At 54.1% G+C, this 15,534-nt stretch carries 14 protein-coding genes, 1 tRNA gene and 1 riboswitch; of the genes, 7 read left to right on the top strand and 8 right to left on the bottom strand.

Annotated features, from left to right (window positions below):
- Window positions 1–63 precede the first annotated feature (63 nt).
- Window positions 64–810, bottom strand: a complete 747-nt coding sequence (locus ACZ5EH_RS07595; protein WP_464277520.1) for a VPLPA-CTERM sorting domain-containing protein — start codon at window positions 808–810, stop codon at window positions 64–66.
- Between the two features lie 454 nt (window positions 811–1,264).
- The gene (locus ACZ5EH_RS07590; RefSeq protein WP_464277519.1) at window positions 1,265–2,002 is read right to left on the bottom strand and encodes a VPLPA-CTERM sorting domain-containing protein; all 738 of its coding nucleotides are present in this window, start codon (window positions 2,000–2,002) and stop codon (window positions 1,265–1,267) included.
- Window positions 2,003–2,309: 307 nt separating this feature from the next.
- Between ACZ5EH_RS07590 and ACZ5EH_RS07585 the strand changes: the two genes are divergently transcribed.
- Window positions 2,310–2,879: a zinc-binding dehydrogenase gene (locus tag ACZ5EH_RS07585; RefSeq protein ID WP_464277518.1), complete on the top strand. Its 570-nt coding sequence runs from the start codon at window positions 2,310–2,312 to the stop codon at window positions 2,877–2,879.
- A 501-nt stretch (window positions 2,880–3,380) separates the two neighbouring features.
- Window positions 3,381–4,547: a phospholipase A gene (locus tag ACZ5EH_RS07580; RefSeq protein ID WP_464277517.1), complete on the top strand. Its 1,167-nt coding sequence runs from the start codon at window positions 3,381–3,383 to the stop codon at window positions 4,545–4,547.
- Between the two features lie 50 nt (window positions 4,548–4,597).
- Here ACZ5EH_RS07580 and ACZ5EH_RS07575 read toward each other — a convergent pair whose 3' ends face one another.
- The 4 genes from ACZ5EH_RS07575 to ACZ5EH_RS07560 all read right to left on the bottom strand — a co-directional run bounded on the left by ACZ5EH_RS07575 (window position 4,598) and on the right by ACZ5EH_RS07560 (window position 8,913).
- Window positions 4,598–4,831 (bottom strand): hypothetical protein, encoded by a 234-nt coding sequence (locus ACZ5EH_RS07575; protein ID WP_464277516.1) that lies wholly within the window; start codon window positions 4,829–4,831, stop codon window positions 4,598–4,600.
- 15 nt (window positions 4,832–4,846) lie between these two features.
- The gene (locus ACZ5EH_RS07570) at window positions 4,847–6,910 is read right to left on the bottom strand and encodes a ribonucleoside triphosphate reductase (RefSeq protein ID WP_464277515.1); all 2,064 of its coding nucleotides are present in this window, start codon (window positions 6,908–6,910) and stop codon (window positions 4,847–4,849) included.
- 177 nt (window positions 6,911–7,087) lie between these two features.
- Window positions 7,088–7,261, bottom strand: a riboswitch (cobalamin riboswitch).
- Between the two features lie 484 nt (window positions 7,262–7,745).
- Window positions 7,746–7,821: transfer RNA gene (locus ACZ5EH_RS07565), tRNA-Lys, on the bottom strand.
- Window positions 7,822–7,890: 69 nt separating this feature from the next.
- Window positions 7,891–8,913 carry a hypothetical protein gene (locus ACZ5EH_RS07560; RefSeq protein WP_464277514.1) on the bottom strand — a complete coding sequence of 341 codons (1,023 nt, stop codon included), beginning with the start codon at window positions 8,911–8,913 and terminating at the stop codon, window positions 7,891–7,893.
- 363 nt (window positions 8,914–9,276) lie between these two features.
- Here ACZ5EH_RS07560 and ACZ5EH_RS07555 point away from each other — a divergent pair, with 363 nt between their 5' ends.
- The 5 genes from ACZ5EH_RS07555 (at window position 9,277) to ACZ5EH_RS07535 (ending at window position 13,965) form a co-directional block, all read left to right on the top strand.
- Entirely contained in the window at window positions 9,277–10,248 is a 972-nt protein-coding gene (locus ACZ5EH_RS07555; protein WP_464277513.1) for a GDP-mannose 4,6-dehydratase, read from the top strand.
- A gap of 20 nt (window positions 10,249–10,268) precedes the next feature.
- Window positions 10,269–11,471: a pyridoxal-phosphate-dependent aminotransferase family protein gene (locus ACZ5EH_RS07550; protein WP_464277512.1), complete on the top strand. Its 1,203-nt coding sequence runs from the start codon at window positions 10,269–10,271 to the stop codon at window positions 11,469–11,471.
- Between the two features lie 58 nt (window positions 11,472–11,529).
- The gene (locus ACZ5EH_RS07545) at window positions 11,530–11,913 is read left to right on the top strand and encodes a DUF1844 domain-containing protein (RefSeq protein ID WP_464277511.1); all 384 of its coding nucleotides are present in this window, start codon (window positions 11,530–11,532) and stop codon (window positions 11,911–11,913) included.
- A gap of 166 nt (window positions 11,914–12,079) precedes the next feature.
- Complete coding sequence (argC, locus tag ACZ5EH_RS07540) at window positions 12,080–13,144, top strand: N-acetyl-gamma-glutamyl-phosphate reductase (protein ID WP_464277510.1); 1,065 nt, start codon at window positions 12,080–12,082, stop codon at window positions 13,142–13,144.
- An 11-nt stretch (window positions 13,145–13,155) separates the two neighbouring features.
- Window positions 13,156–13,965: an SGNH/GDSL hydrolase family protein gene (locus ACZ5EH_RS07535; RefSeq protein WP_464277509.1), complete on the top strand. Its 810-nt coding sequence runs from the start codon at window positions 13,156–13,158 to the stop codon at window positions 13,963–13,965.
- Window positions 13,966–14,056: 91 nt separating this feature from the next.
- Here the strand turns inward: ACZ5EH_RS07535 and ACZ5EH_RS07530 are convergent, their stop codons facing one another.
- Complete coding sequence (locus ACZ5EH_RS07530) at window positions 14,057–15,265, bottom strand: beta-ketoacyl-[acyl-carrier-protein] synthase family protein (protein WP_464277508.1); 1,209 nt, start codon at window positions 15,263–15,265, stop codon at window positions 14,057–14,059.
- Window positions 15,265–15,534, bottom strand: a complete 270-nt coding sequence (locus tag ACZ5EH_RS07525; RefSeq protein ID WP_464277507.1) for a phosphopantetheine-binding protein — start codon at window positions 15,532–15,534, stop codon at window positions 15,265–15,267. The genes ACZ5EH_RS07530 and ACZ5EH_RS07525 overlap by 1 nt, the downstream gene beginning before the upstream one ends.

The following is a 15,534-nucleotide window of genomic DNA, read 5'->3' as shown; positions in this document are numbered from 1 at the left end:
AAACAGTCATTTCTTTCACCTTCTATCAAGGGCGCGCTTGTTCCCCCCCGGGCAAACAAGCCCCTATCGCTGCATCTTTCTCCTCAAGCCAACGAGGCCGACAAGGCCGGACCCAAGCAGCCAGACAGCACCGGGAAGGGGAACTGGAGGCGTCTCAATGGTGGCACCATACAAACATATTCTCTGGGCACTGGGATTCCCGTTATCGGTTAAAGTCATCGTCACAGAAGAGGCCGTGAGGAAGGAGTCAGGCAGGTCGATAATCTGCATGTCCAACCGCTGCGTACCGCGACTCCACACTTTAACGGTATTTGGATCATCTATGCGGTTAGTGTAATTACCCTGGTTGTAATCACGAACATTGAAATTCCCATCAAGATCATAGTGATACGTGGCGCCATTGTCTCCAGTAAAGTCTATCCATGCCCTTGCTCCGACGCTTCGTTCTCCCCACAACGAATTTATAAGGGTATAGACTTTGTCGATACCTGGTGCGGTTATGTCTACGTCCAGACTTTTTATCCCATAGGTCCTTGGTTCATTGAAGTTCCAGTAATTGTTCTGGCCAGCCTCTGGAATATAGAAGGGAACACCGTTAAAGTTTTGTGCCCCCCTCGGGAAGTACTCTCCGTTAATTACTATGTTATCCAGAGTCTTGTCCGAGATGTCCGCGTTGTAATCAAACACCAGCGGCGTGAACACGGAAGCCTGCGCCACACCTGCAACCAAGAAGGGAACAGCCATAAACGCCAAAAGGATTGATAGAACAATGTGCCTGACCACTTTTCCCCCGCCCCTTATTCTAAACATAGCTTCCCCTTTGGTAATTGGTTCTCCTTACGAATTTTTGGCCTACATATGTTCGAGGCAGTACTGCAACACCTATACCAAATATGGAACCATATTATTTCCATATCTTATTATACAACAACCTTTTCATACACTACAATAATCCAGGACTGTCAGACGATAACGGATATCAGTCTGCAAAAACAAGAAAACAACTCTCATGTTCTACTTAGACTTAGTGTTGTTTTTCCCATGTAAACGACTAAAGGGATATCCGTAATGTAGGCAGCGGCTAGTTTTGCTTACACACCTGCTTTCCAGAGACGCCCAGGCTCTGCTTACCCCTCGGACACCTGACCAGCCATACAAAAAAAGCGCTCAGAGCTTCGAACTAACGAGCTCTGAGCGCCATACATGCAAGCATTCCATTCTCCCTTATCCAAAGGGCGCGCTTGCCCCCCGGGCAAACAGGCCCCTACCGCTGCATCTTTCTCCTCAAGCCAACGAGGCCGACAAGGCCGGACCCAAGCAGCCAGACAGCTCCGGGAAGAGGAACTGGAGCCGTCTCAATGGTAGCTCCGTACAAAAAAACTCGCTGCTTACTGCGCCACCCTTCATCCGTTAAAGTCATCGTCACAGATGAAGCCGTGAGGAAGGAGTCGGGCAGGTCGATAATCTGCATATCCAAGCCCTGAGCGCCATTTGTCCACACTTCAGAGGTATTTGGGTCGTTCAATTGATTAGTGTAGTTACGGCTACGGTTGTAATCCCGTAGATTGAAATTACCATCAAGAGCATAGTGATACGTGGCGCCATTGTCCCCGGCAAAGTCAATATACGCCAAGTATCCGTCGTCTTTTTCTCCCCACAATGAATTTATGAGGGTATAGACCTTATCTATGCCTGGAGCGGCTATGTCTATTTCCAGGCGCTCGACGTTACCGTTGCTTTCCGCATAGGCATTCCAATAATTATTTTGATCAGTACCTGGGATATAAAAAGGAACCCCGTTAAAGTTTTGTAGGCCTCTCGGGAAGGTATAGCCTTGCCCCACCGAGCCAATCGATATATCAGCGTTATAGTCAAACGTCAGCGGTGTAAATACAGACGCCTTCGCCACACCTGAGAACATAAAAGGAACTGCAATAAACGCCAAAAGGATTGATAGTACGACCTGCCTGACCACTTTTCCCCCGACCCCCATTTGTAACATAACATCTCCTTTTGTGATTCGGTCTCCTTACTCGTTTCCAGCTTTCACACGTTCGAAATCGCCAAGCAATATTCATACCTATATACTGGAATACATCATTTCGACATGTTAAAGCGCATCAACATTTACAGTGGCTGCAGCCTTCCAGGATTATCAGACAGTAAATATAATTAGTCTGCAAAAACCGGAATATCTCCGCCCTGCTTCCCGTCACATTTTTCCTTCACCAAATGTATCGTCAAAAAAATCCCCCCTTGCGCAAACCAGCAATAGACCTGTTTCTTCACAAACACCCTCCATTTTTTGATTGCAAAAAAAATTCAAAAAATACATTCTAATCTGCACAATTACCACCTTCTCCCCGATCCAGCATTGGAAGGTCGAATCCGGACAACGCGTTGGCGTCATCGGTCTGGGTTGCCTGGGGCACCTGGCGGTGAAACTCGCCGTATCCCGCAAGGCAGACGTCACCGTCTTCACCACAAGCCCGGGCAAAGTATCCGCCGCCAAAGATCTTGGCGCTCGGGAGGCCGTGCTGTGGAGTGACGAAGAAACAATGAAAAAGCTCGCAGGCCAGTTCGATCTCTTAATCTCCACAGTGCCAAAGGGGTATCCCATTGGCCAGTTCATGAACCTGCTCAGGGTGGATGGAACGCTCGTAAACCCCGGTGCTTTGGATCAACTGGAAGATGTTCCAGGGGGCGCTTTCATCAGCCGCCGTAGAAATCTCGCAGGTTCGCTCATCGGCGGCATTGCCGAAACCCAGGAGGTTATCGACTACTGCACAGCCCACAACATCAAGGCGGATATAGAATTGATTTCCCCTGCCATGATTACCGAGGCCTTTGAACGTGTGGTGAACAAGGACATCCGGTAACGCTTTGTCATTGACCTGAAGGCTAAAAGCTAACTGCTACATATACGGGCGAAACGGAACAAAGTTTACAATATCAAATGCATAACACAAAAAGCCAGCGGGACATCTCGCTGGCTTTTACCATTGCGGCTCCCACCTGCATTGCCCGCTCACTTCTTAGGTAAGCGAAGGCGCTTGATAGACATCCCAACGCGGAACAACACAGCCCGACAAATGCCAAAATACCCGATATAGCTGCTTTCTCCCAAAAAGCATATGGTAAGCACCTGTTTCACGTCTCTTTCCCGCTGCATACATGTGGCACTTGGTTTTTACATAATATTTACCCCAATTGTGCTACCGACATTTTACTATTTGTTCTGGGTGCAATAATAAACAATTGTCGGACAGCCTTGCTGAACCACTTTCACTTCATTTTGAATTTGTTGGGTACTACGAATGCGATACCTTACTTCTTGTCTTTTTTCTTTTTTCCTACTCCTGACCTGCAGCAGTGCAGCAATGGCGGCAATTGACATAGTGCTTGCGCCGGCAAAGGAAAATCCTCAAAAAGCTGGAGCCCTGCTGCTTTCCGTCTACTTCATGAACCAGGGGGATGAGGCCGCCACACTAGCGGTGCCGCAAACCATTGCCTGTTCCCTGGAATTGGACGCCCCCGCATATACGACAACCATGGAAGCTGTTAGCAGTGTTTCCAAAGCGCCTTCCACTTTGCCCCCACATGGTGTTTACCGTCAGGATTATACAATCGCCCTGCCAGAGGGAAAAAGCGGAACAGCCAGAATAACACCAAAAGATCTGGACACAAGAGAAATCCTTGTTGCCGTAGCGCCTGAAGTGGAAAAGAAGCACACACCCATCACTCAGAGCGAAGAGGTCGCCGCGGTCAAAAAGGAAGACGTGGAAGTAGAAGAGGGTGAAGAGGTCACGCCATTGTCCTATGTGGTAGAGAACCTGGCGACCTACAAGCCCATGTATTTTCTGTATGGGGGCGATCCGACCGTCTCGAAGTTCCAATTGAGTTTCAAATACCGCCTCTTTAATCCCAATGGCGACTGGGCCAAAAGCCTGCCATGGCTATCCGGCTTTCATATCGCCTATACGCAAACGTCCTTGTGGGACATGGAGAGCATTTCCAAGCCATTTAAGGACTCCAGCTACATGCCGGAAGTCTTCTGGTCCACCTACGACCTGGGCTTCGAATATCCCAACTGGCTCGACACCCTGGGGTTCAGCACAGGGCTGCAGCATGAGTCCAATGGCAAAGGCGGGAGCGATTCCCGCAGCCTGAATATTGCCTATGTCGAACCGCTTGTCCGCTTCGCCCTGCCATGGGATTTCTATTTTACCATTGCGCCCAAAGTCTGGACCTATGTCTGGGACTTGAGCGACAACCCCGACATTGCAGACTACAGAGGACACTTCGACTTGCGTTTCACCCTGGGGCAACAAGACGGCATACAGCTGACAACCAACCTGCGGAAAGGAAACGCCAGCGGCAAGGGCAGCGTCCAGCTGGACCTGACCTATCCTTTGTCCAAACTGACGAATGACAACCTAGGGCTGTACCTGCAGGCGCAATTCTTCGACGGATACGCCGAAAGCCTCATTGATTACGACCAGCGAGAAACATCCATCCGTTTCGGCGTTGGTCTATCCAGATGGTAGCAGGGGCGCTTTCTTTTTTCCTTACAACCAAAAGGCTTTACGATGCGGCATCAACCGCCATTCTTATCACTTTCAGAAATAATACTGGCTATTTCCTTTAAAGACGCCCCCCGGGATTGCGCCAGCTTCTTCCACTTCCGCTTTTCCTTTTTCAAAGCCTCAATTGTATGCAGCAAGTTTTGAATGGTATTGGCGGGGTAGCCGTGTGTTCCACGGCTACCCCGTCGAATTTCCTCATCATTGTGCTGCCTTATCGAGGCAAGCTGGTTCGCATCCAAGATCATTGTATTTCGCTGCTGCTATGCCGTTTGGCAAAATGAATCCTGCACGTACTCCGTGCGTTCCTTATACTCTTCCTGCTTGCCCTTGTTCCAGCGACTCACAGGGCGGTAGTAGCCAACCACACGGGTGTAGACCTCGGTTTCTTTGTTGCAAACAGGGCAATCGAAATGCTCACCATAGAGGTATCCATGATCTACGCAAACGGAAAACGTTGGCGTAATCGATATATAAGGGATTTTTGTCAGCCGCATCGCCTTGAGCAAAAAGCTCTTCACACTGTCTTCATCCGGCACGGCTTCACCCAGGAAGGTGTGAAAGACCGTACCGCCATTATAGAGCGTTTGCAGTTCATTTTGATGTTCCAGAGCAAAGAACACGTCCGAGCTGATGCCGACGGGCAGCAGTGTCGAGTTGGTGTAGTATGGCGTTTCTCCACCGGAAGTGTAGATGTCCGTGTACAATTCCTTGTCGATCTTGGCCAGGCGGTAGCAGGTGCCCTCCCCGGGAGTGGCTTCCAGGTTGTACAAATTGCCTGTTTCTTCTTGAAACGCCACAACAAGGCGGCGCAGCAGGTTAAGGGTACGCTGCATGAGACGTGACCCAGACTGTGTCTCCAGCCCTTTGCCCAGCAGATTCATGCATGCTTCGTGGCCGCCAATGAGCCCAATGGTAGAGAAATGCCCCTTGAAACCATTCTTGAGATAACGTTTGGAAAACGGGAACATGCCTGCATCCAGATTCTTTTGAACGACCTTGCGTTTGAACTCCAACGATTCACGGGCAAGACACGCATATTCGGTAACAAGCTCAAAGAAATCATCCTCATTGTGCGCCAGGTAAGCCAGCTTTGGCAGGTTCAGCGTCACCACACCCACGGACCCCGTAAGGTCGCCAGATCCGAAAAGACCGCCTGTCTTTTTACGAATTTCACGAAGATCCATCTGCAAACGACAGCACATGGAGCGCACGTCTTCCGGATTGAGGTCTGAGTTGATGAAGTTCTGAAAATACGGGGCGCCATATTTTGCTGTCATTTGCAGCAGCAGTTTTCCTTCTTCGGAATCCCAAGGAAAGTCCTCGGTCACGTTGTACGTGGGAATCGGGAAGGAAAATATGCGGCCGTCCGCGTCACCTTCAAGCATGACCTCAAGGAACGCACGGTTAAAAATAGACATTTCCTCGGCATATTCACCGTAGGTGGTGTCCTGCAATTGACCGCCGATAATCACAGCTTCGTTGGCTATGTGCGCGGGAGGCACAAAGTCCAACGTGAAGTTGGTGAATGGGCTTTGCCCTCCCCAACGTGATGTGGCGTTGAGATTGTGCAGCAGCTTCTGGAGTTGTTGCTTAACCTGCTGAAAGCTTAGCCCGTCGTTACGAATAAAAGGGGCGAGATAGGTATCCACGTTGTTAAACGCCTGAGCCCCTGCCCATTCATTCTGAAGTGTGCCGAGAAAATTGACTATCTGCCCACAGGCCGCATCAAGGTGTTTGGCAGGGGTGGAGGAACAGCGATCGCGAAGGTTAAACCCCTCCAGCAAAAGGTCGCGCAGAGACCAGCCAGAGCAATAGCCCGCCAGTCCAAAGGACAGGTCGTGTATGTGAAAATAGCCGTGGGTGTGGGCCATACGCACTTCTTCAGGATACTTTTCCAGCATATACCGGGCTTGCACCGCCCCTGCCATATGCAGAATCAACCCTTGATAGGAGTGCACGATGTTGGAGTTTTCGTTCACGCGCCAGTCAATATTCTCTAGATAACTTTCGGTCACGCCGGAGATATCCAGAAACGCGTCATTCTGAGAACGGAGTTCCCGCCTCTTTTCCCGGTAAATGATGTAGCGTTCCGCCACTTTGTAGAGACGGGCTTCCATCAATACCTCCTGGACCATGTCCTGCACTTGCTCCTGTTCAGGAACATCCACCCCAAGAAGCTTTTGCTCAACCTTTCCAGCCAGGCGTTCGGCAAGGATCGGATCCTTGATGCCACTGCCTTTGAGCGCCTTGAAAATAGCGTTGCCAATCCGTTTGGTGGACCATGTTTCAATACAACCATCACGTTTGAGAATTTTGCTAGGCATAAGACACTTTCCTGCAAGCAACAAACACGGAAAGCTCCCGACGCGTAAAACAGCGTTCGCGGCTGCATTGCTTGCACAATTGCCGATGTAGATTCCACGGCAGAACCGTAAAAAATCCGACAAGGTTTAACTTGGTATCAAAATTCAAGCCCGTGTCCGGTTTCCGCGAACCGAAAACGGCAAGAAATGCTTCAGGTAGGTCTTCTGGCTTTCCCCATCCGATTCGACTTCCCGCATAATTGCAGTGTGTAATGAATCGGACCGTACGCGAGGATTACAGCGGCGGGACCGCTCCGGATTCGCACCGGATTCCCTGTTATGGCCCATGCCACCTGAAGGGCATCGTGATGTGTAAATTCCTATCCGATGGTCGACGTTATCGCAACCATGTTTCACAGTGCATGACGAAATCTTCGCTAAAATATCATTAAAACAATATGATACAATGTTAAATCGGAGACAGGCAGAGCCGCAGTTTATTACTACCCTTGAAAATTGGCCGACCTTCTAAATATTCTCTCTCCTTAAGACCCAAATCAGCCAGAGCAACAAAAAACCGGTGCTATAAACATCCGTGCGATGCGAACCATGAACGCTGTCACCACAGTTTTTGTTTGCAGTTCCATCCTCCACGATCAACCCTGCAACCTGCTGCATCGCCCTGTAAACGTAGTGATGCCTGCCCTAATTGCGAGCAATGCCGGTGCTTACATCAAACCCCGACCTGTTGCACGTACATAACCGTACCTGACAAATGGAAAACATCATGGCTGGGCAAAACGAAAGGCAACAAAAAAAGGGTTACTTCATTTCTGAAGTAACCCTTTGCATTCTTTGGTGGGCCGTGCAGGGCTCGAACCTGCGACTCTCTGCTTAAAAGGCAGATACTCTACCACCTGAGTTAACGGCCCTGAACGGGAAACACGTTCTTTATCCCTCAATTTGCAGACTTGTCAAGAACCTTTTTGTAGTTTTCTGCACTAATACAAATTATTGCTTCCACCCAACTCTAATTCCAGGGTTTTTTCTGCATCATTTCCGGGTGCAGGCGCAGGTGAAGGCGTGGCCGAGGGGTCATCACAATCCACCAGCCCGTCACCAAGCTGCGTACAACCGCTGAATTCTTCCTGAGATGAGAAAAGCCCCCCGCTGTCGCTTTTTCCCGCACTGGAGCCAAACCCTTTTGGCACACCAAAGGTAAGTATCACGGGAATGCGCGGCGCGCCCATCCGCGCCAATGCGATTTTGTTGCGCATCAGGCGGACACGCAGGGAAAAACGCTCCCAGGCGCCGGCGTCAGGCGCAGCCAGAGGGTCCCGGCTGGCAGCAAAGGTCCGTGCAAATGGAGCGCCGGTGGCAAGCTCATGCTCAAGCGTGCGTATACGCAGGACATCCTCTTCATTTTCAGCCACAGGGAAAAAGGCTAGGTTGCGTTCACCATTTGCCAGCAGACCGCGCAAGGCCTCGCCACAGGCCGGGCAACTGGGAGAGAAGAATACCCGCACAGGCGAATTATAACTGCCCCTTATGGCCCAGGGGCCGGCAAGCTCCTGTCCGGCGGCAAAAAGGTTCGGAGAAAACAGCCCCAACCAGAGTCCGCCCACTATCAGAACAGGAAGCCACCTGGCGTTGATTATCCAGCTCAAGGTCAACAGGAGCGACAGGAAAAAAGCCGCAACGATGAGGCAGTTGACACACGGCAGGCTGAGCGCCATCCACCCGAGAAAAAAACAGTCTACGGCCACAACAACAAGCGCCCCCAGCCAGGCAAGCCGCAGGGCCCCCACCAGGCACAGCGCGCCAATAACAATAAAAACACCGGCGCCGTACCACCACAACGAAACGCCGAACACGTTCACATCCGTATAAAGCGAGCACCCCTGCGTGAGACACAGGCTTTCTGCCTGCCCCAGTCCGGCAGCGATGCAAAAGAGCAGTCCGGCAAGCGCCAATCCGGCGGGGTACAGCCGGCTTGCCATGCCGGATTTTGGATCTCCGCTCATTTTTCACACCTCGTTCGTCTTATGGTTTCTGCTGCTTGCACCGCCCATAGCACGGTACAGCACAGGGGGCAAAACGCGCCGGGCAATTGCGCCCGCCCCGGTACGATTTTTTTTCGTCTTCATGAGTTCAAAACCATTGCCCAGGCCGCCTGACGCAGCCTGCAGTCCAAGGGCTGGTACTACACAGTCCCTAGTCTGTACAGTATGTAAGCACGGATTTCATCCCGCCGCCCCCGGGAAATTCCAAAAGCTTTTCATCCTCCATTAATGCGGTACTGGACAGGCCGCTAGCTTTTGCCTAAATTTTATTCTTTTAAGAAATAATTGCGCCGTGCGCGCATTACCATGCTGAGGATGCGGAACATGCGAGTGTTAATTACCGGGGGCGCCGGGTTCATTGGCTCCCACCTGGTGGACGCCCTGCTTGCCAAGGGGCACGAAGTTGACGTTATCGACGACCTTTCCACCGGGCAGCTTGCCAACATAGAGCATCATCGCTCGAACCCCAACTTCCATTTTACCCGCGCCTCCATAATGGATGAACTGGTCATGGACCGCTTGGCCTCCCGGGCAAAGGTCATCTATCACCTGGCGGCGGCCGTTGGCGTGGACCTCATCGTCAAGCATCCTGCTCGCACCATTGAGACCAATGTGCGCGGCAGTGAAGCCGTGTTCCGCTGTGCCCACCGCTATTACTGCAAAGTGCTCTTGGCCAGTACCTCGGAAGTATACGGCAAAGGCGCCAAGGCTCCCTTCCATGAAGACGACGACGTGGTTTTGGGCGCAACCAGCAAAAGCCGCTGGGCCTACGCCATTTCCAAAATGCTGGACGAGAGTCTCGGCCTTGCCCACCATCAGGAATTCGACCTCAACGTCACCATCATGCGCCTGTTCAATACGGTGGGACCGCGGCAGACCGGCCAATACGGCATGGTCATCCCCCGCTTCATGGCCCAGGCCCTGCGCGGGGAGCCCATCACCATCTTTGGCGACGGCAGCCAAAGCCGCTGCTTTTGCGACGTGCAGGATGTCATCCGCGCCATGCAATTGCTTTCGGAAAGTGAAGACGCCGTAGGGAAAGTCTTCAATGTCGGAGGCGGCAATGAAATCACCATAGAAGACCTTGCCCGCAAAGTTCGCGAAGTTGCAGAAAGCACCTCTGAGATTGTAAAAATACCCTATGCCGAGGCGTACGCGCCCGGCTTTGAAGACATGATGCGCCGACAACCCGATATTTCGCGCATCGAAAGCATCCTGGGATGGCGCCCTCAAACGTCCCTCGCACAGACCCTCGAACGCGTAAAAGAATACATGTTAGAAACAGGGCGCTATTGACGCCCTAGTAAGGAAACACCATGCTGAACAAACCACGCTTGCTTGCCCCAGGCCCAACCCCCCTGCCGGAAGAAGTCCGCCTGGCCATGGCCAGGGATATGGTCCACCACCGCAAGCCCCCTTTCAAAAAATTGCTGCAAGGCGTGCAGGAAAAACTGCAACTGCTTTTCGGCACCCAGAATACCGTCATGCCACTGTCCTGCTCGGGCTCTGGCGTCATGGACGCAGCCATAGCCAACTGCTTCAATCCAGGAGAGAAAGTCCTGGTGGTGGAAGCCGGAAAATTCGGGGAACGCTGGGGGGAGATCGCCGCCAACCACCGCCTGAATATTGTCTTCATCCGCAAGGAATGGGGGCGCAGTGTCACTGCCGCAGAAGTGAAAGAGGCCATGGACGCCAATCCGGACGCAGCCGGCCTGCTGGTGCAGGCATCAGAGACCTCCACCGGCGTGCTGCACCCCATAAAGGAGCTTGGCAAGCTCACCAAAGACCGGGACATGCTGCTTGTGGCCGACGGCATCTCCGCGGTTGGCATCTCCCCCTGCCCCATGGACGCCTGGGGCATCGACGTGCTGCTTACAGGATCGCAAAAGGGGCTGATGACGCCCCCTGGCCTGGCGTTCATCGCTCTGAGCGACAAGGCCTGGGCCAAAAGCGAAAAGGTTACCGACAAACCTTTTTATTTCAACCTGGCAGGAGAGCGTGAAAAGGCCCAGGGCAACCAGACCCTGTTCACATCACCCGTGAGTCTGCTGGTCGGGCTCGAAGCCTGCTTTGAGCTTGTTTTCCCTGCAGAAATGACTGGAGTGGCCGCGCTGGACGCCATCTACCGCAAGCAATGGGCCATGACCATGCTGGCGCGTGAGTCCGTGACCGCCATGGGTCTGGAGCTGCTCGCCAAGGACGGCTTCACCCTCGGCCTGACATCGGTAAAGCTGCCTGAAGGGTGTGACGGCAACGCCGTGCTGCAAACAGCAAACGAACGCTACGGCATAATTTTCGCCGGCGGACAGGGGCACCTCAAAGGGCGTATTGTGCGCATTGGCCACATGGGCTACGTAGACTGGGCTGATGTTGTGGCCGGACTCCACGCTCTTGCCGCCAGCATCCGCCACTGTGGGGGGCATGTTTCCGGCCGCAATGCGCTAGAAACAGGCCTCATGGCTTACGAACGAGCCCTTGAGGCATGGCCGGCTAATCTGCCGGATACGTTGACACTGTAGTATCTTTTCTTTTTTTTGAACGCTAAATGTTGCGCACAGGCAAGCAATGGGAGCGAGCATGAGCGAAAGCAACGATCAGAACAAGGCAACGAACGAAACCACGCAAGGTTGCGGCTGTTGCGGGCAGGAAAAGGACAGCGCAAAAGAGGAAGCAAAACAAGCCTATCAGGAAGCAGGCAAGGCGTATGAGCACCTCTTTCCCAAGGTTACTTTCTCCACATTCATCCTTTCGCTGAGTTCATCGGCCATGGTGCATCTGGGCGAGGTTCCTGAACCGGAAACAGGGCAGACGTCTCAAAATCTCCCCCTGGCCAAGCACACCATAGACATCCTGGCCATGCTCAAGGAAAAGACCTGCAAATGCCTGGACCCGGAAGAAGCCAAGATGCTGGACGGGCTGTTGTATGAGTTGCGCATGACCTACGTGGTGAAATCAAAATAATTGACGCAGCAAGGCTGATATATTGCATATAAAAAGGGGGCGCATTCTGCAGCATGGCAGAGTCCTCCCCCTTTGGTGGCGAGCGGAGCAACCGCGGGGGCAGACCCTGTAAGAACTGTTCGCCACGACACCTTAGCGAACTATTTTCCTGCAGCAGGAGCGTGCCATGAGCACAGCCGCAAAGAGTATCAACATAGGCCTGGTGGGCATCACTGGCTATACAGGCATGGAACTGACCAGATTGCTGGCCGCACACCCTGTTTTCAAGCTGGTGCGGGCAACCTCCCGCGCTTCTGCCGGGCAACCGTTGCAGAGCGTGTATCCGTTTCTGCAAGACTCAGAAATGGGCGCGCTGACTATCACGCCCCCGGATGCCGATGACCTGGCAGCCGCCTGCGAAGTGGTTTTTCTAGCAGTGCCTCACGGCGCCGCCATGGACCTGGCCGGTGAATTGCGGCGCAAGGATGTAAAGGTCGTTGACCTTTCCGCAGACTTTCGACTGCGCGACCCGGAAACTTACGCGACCTGGTACAAGCAGGAGCACCGCGAAGTACCGTTGCTGGAGGAAGCTGTTTTCGGGCTGCCCGAGCTGTACGCCGAGCAGGTCAAAAAGACGTCCCTGGTCGCCAACCCCGGCTGCTACCCCACTGCTGCCATTCTGGGACTGATGCCCGCCCTGCAAGAAGGGCTGATCGATCCTGACAGCATCGTCGTTGACGCCAAATCCGGCGCCACAGGCGCAGGGCGCAAGGCAGCCGTGCCCAGCCTTTTTTGTGAAGTTGCAGACTCCTTCCGCGCATACAACCTGGGCAAGCATCGCCACACCCCTGAAATCGAGCAGGAACTTTCTGCCATTGCAGACCGCCCGCTGCAGATCAGCTTTTCCACACACCTGCTGCCGATCAACCGTGGCATTCTGGAGACCATTTACTGCTCGCTGCTGGCGGAGGCCTCCATCGAAGATATCCAGCGTATTTACGAAAAGGCTTACGCTCCCCACCCCTGGGTGCGGGTACTCCCCCAGGGGCAGCTCCCGGAAACCAGATACGTACGGGGCACCATGTATTGCGACATCGGGCTTGTCCTGGATTCCCGCGTGGGCAGACTCATCATCGTTTCCGCCATTGACAATCTGTGCCGTGGAGCTTCCGGCCAGGCGCTGGCCAACGCCAATCTGATGTGCGGGCTGGACCTTGCCACCGGTTTTGTAAACGCTCCGCTCATGCCCTGAGGAAGCCATACATGCCCTGCTTCTCCAACCTTTGGCTGGCCCCCCTGGCGCCTCTGCTTTCCATGCAGGGGCGGGCCGTTCGACGGGATATGCCAAGATTGCCCGTTGCTGCCGGTCCCAGCCATGGGGTTATTCCAGGCAAGGATCCCGTCATCAAGGTGGCTGCCGTGGGTGAATCGCCCATTGCCGGCGTTGGCGTGGAACGTATGGATAAAAGCCTCGTGGCTCAGCTTGCAGCCGGAATCAGCAAACGCACGGGGCAGGCCGTTTCCTGGCGGGCCTATGGCCTGAATGGCGCCACAGTGGAGGACAACGACGCCCTGGTGCAGTGTATTGATGACGTCAAGGATGAACTGCGGGACATTCATCTGCTGATTATCTGCATGGGCGTTAGCGACACGCTTTCTCTGACGTCCTGCAGGAGATTCTCGCGCAAGATTGATTGTCTTATTCTCAGGCTGCGTATGCGCCTCTGGCCCATGCCGGTGCTTTTGACCGGCGTGCCACAGCCGGAGCGCTTCCTCGTCCGCCTGCCCAACCCGTTACGCTGGGTGCTATCCAAACGCGCCCGCCGCCTGGATGCTGCCCTGGCCCGGATGGCGGAGCAGAGCTTTCAGATCAAACACTGCCCCAGCACCTTGCCGGCGGATACAACCACAAACCCCGAGTATACCAAAGCCTTTGCCTCTGATGGTTTTCACCCGGGTCCTGAAGGCTATCGCCTTTGGGCCGAATATTTGCTGCCATTCGCCATTGAGATGCTGGAACTTTCCAAGAATCGCGCAGGCGACTGCTGTAGGAAATCCGCCCTGGACGCATAGACAGCAAATCACCGCGGCAAACAGCAGCACATCCCACCACAACAAATATAGACAGAAGTACAGGCCGGATTCCGCCTGCCAGGAAGATGTCTTACACACCCAGCGCCAACACGGCGTTGCTGCCCCCAAAGGCAAGCGAAAAGGACAACGCGGCGCGCCCTTGCACTGGTTGCTCCTGCAGGCAGGGGACGGCGGGCACGTCGGGATCCGGCGTCTTACAACCAAAACTGGCGGGGATGCGCCCCTTTTGCAGGCACGCCAATGTCAAGGCGGCTTCTATGGCGCCGGCGGCGCCAAGAGTGTGCCCCGTTCGTCCTTTGCTGGAAAAAAAGGGAATGCCTGGCAGACAATCCGCCAGCACCTTGCCCTCCACGCGATCGTTATCCTTTGTGCCTGTCCCATGGGCATTCACAAAGGCGATATCCCTCTTTTCCACCCCGGCGAAACCAAGAGCCTCGTCCAGTGCGGCCCGCAGGCCACGTCCTTCAGGATGCGGCGCAGTAAGGTGATGCGCATCGCAACGCGCCCCGTATCCCAGAACCTGCCCCAGTCCTGTGGCGCCGCGCTGCAAAGCGCTTTCTTCCCGCTCCAGCACCAGCATGGCAGCGCCCTCTCCCAGATTCAGCCCGGCGCGCGCAGCATCAAAAGGGCGGCAAGGCTCCTGGGAGTGGATCATCAAAGAGGCAAAGCCATTCAATGTGACACGGCACAATTCGTCAGTCCCGCCGGCCAAGGCGACATCGCAAAGTCCGCCCCGGACCCAGCCGGCGGCAATGCCAATGGCGTCAGCCCCTGACGAGCAGGCGTTGCACACCGTCTGCACCAGCGTTACTTCCACGCGGCTGCATTTCCGGCGCAACGCATTGGCCACCACCTCGGCCGGGTTGCTCGCCAGATAGCGTTGGATGGCGCCCATGTCAGGGGCGCTTCCCTGAGGATCACGGTAAGACCTGTAAAATGCTTCATTATTCATGGCGCTGCCCACCGTTGTTCCCACACAAACGCCCACACGCAAACGGGGGGCGTCTTCAGCCAGATGCGCCACGCCTGCCTGGTCAATGGCAGCGGCAGCGGCAGCCCAGGCAAGCCGGGCCGTAAGCAGCGTGTTTTCATCCAGGGGCAGCGCCTGCACCACCTGCGCTGGCAGCTCAAACACGGGGTATATCCGCTGGTGCCCAGTGGTGAAACGCGAGGGGATGTCGGGCGCACTGCCCTCTTTGGCAAAAAGAGCGTCTATGCAGGCCGCCATATCCGCACCCAAGGCGGAAATGCAGCCCATACCCGTAACAAGGGCGCTCATTACCCTTTGCGCTCCGTTATGAAGGCCGCCAGCGAGTCAATGCTCTGCAAGGCTTTTTGCCCTTCTTCCATGTCCTTGATTTCCACGCCGAAATGCTTCTGCACCAGCACCACCACTTCCACAGCGTCCAGAGAATCCAGACCCAGCCCTTCGTCGTCTGCGTCCGGATCGCCAAACAAAGGAGCGTCGTTGGGAATGGCAGTTGGGTCAATATCTTCGAGCTGCAACTCGCGCACGAGCAGCTCTTTCAATTCATCATGCAAACTCAT

This window comes from Desulfovibrio biadhensis (genome assembly GCF_055388615.1).
This window is presented reverse-complemented; position numbering and strand designations above follow the sequence as displayed.

Excerpts from the sequence above, each read along its gene's own strand:
- ACZ5EH_RS07580 (WP_464277517.1), top strand. The coding sequence starts at position 3,381 with ATGGCGGCAATTGACATAGTGCTTGCGCCGGCAAAGGAAAATCCTCAA.
- ACZ5EH_RS07590 (WP_464277519.1), bottom strand. The coding sequence starts at position 2,002 with ATGTTACAAATGGGGGTCGGGGGAAAAGTGGTCAGGCAGGTCGTACTA.
- ACZ5EH_RS07525 (WP_464277507.1), bottom strand. The coding sequence starts at position 15,534 with ATGAGTTTGCATGATGAATTGAAAGAGCTGCTCGTGCGCGAGTTGCAG.
- ACZ5EH_RS07575 (WP_464277516.1), bottom strand. The coding sequence starts at position 4,831 with ATGATCTTGGATGCGAACCAGCTTGCCTCGATAAGGCAGCACAATGAT.
- ACZ5EH_RS07595 (WP_464277520.1), bottom strand. The coding sequence starts at position 810 with ATGTTTAGAATAAGGGGCGGGGGAAAAGTGGTCAGGCACATTGTTCTA.
- ACZ5EH_RS07535 (WP_464277509.1), top strand. The coding sequence starts at position 13,156 with ATGCCCTGCTTCTCCAACCTTTGGCTGGCCCCCCTGGCGCCTCTGCTT.
- ACZ5EH_RS07555 (WP_464277513.1), top strand. The coding sequence starts at position 9,277 with ATGCGAGTGTTAATTACCGGGGGCGCCGGGTTCATTGGCTCCCACCTG.
- ACZ5EH_RS07545 (WP_464277511.1), top strand. The coding sequence starts at position 11,530 with ATGAGCGAAAGCAACGATCAGAACAAGGCAACGAACGAAACCACGCAA.
- ACZ5EH_RS07560 (WP_464277514.1), bottom strand. The coding sequence starts at position 8,913 with ATGAGCGGAGATCCAAAATCCGGCATGGCAAGCCGGCTGTACCCCGCC.
- ACZ5EH_RS07550 (WP_464277512.1), top strand. The coding sequence starts at position 10,269 with ATGCTGAACAAACCACGCTTGCTTGCCCCAGGCCCAACCCCCCTGCCG.
- ACZ5EH_RS07570 (WP_464277515.1), bottom strand. The coding sequence starts at position 6,910 with ATGCCTAGCAAAATTCTCAAACGTGATGGTTGTATTGAAACATGGTCC.
- argC (WP_464277510.1), top strand. The coding sequence starts at position 12,080 with ATGAGCACAGCCGCAAAGAGTATCAACATAGGCCTGGTGGGCATCACT.
- ACZ5EH_RS07530 (WP_464277508.1), bottom strand. The coding sequence starts at position 15,265 with ATGAGCGCCCTTGTTACGGGTATGGGCTGCATTTCCGCCTTGGGTGCG.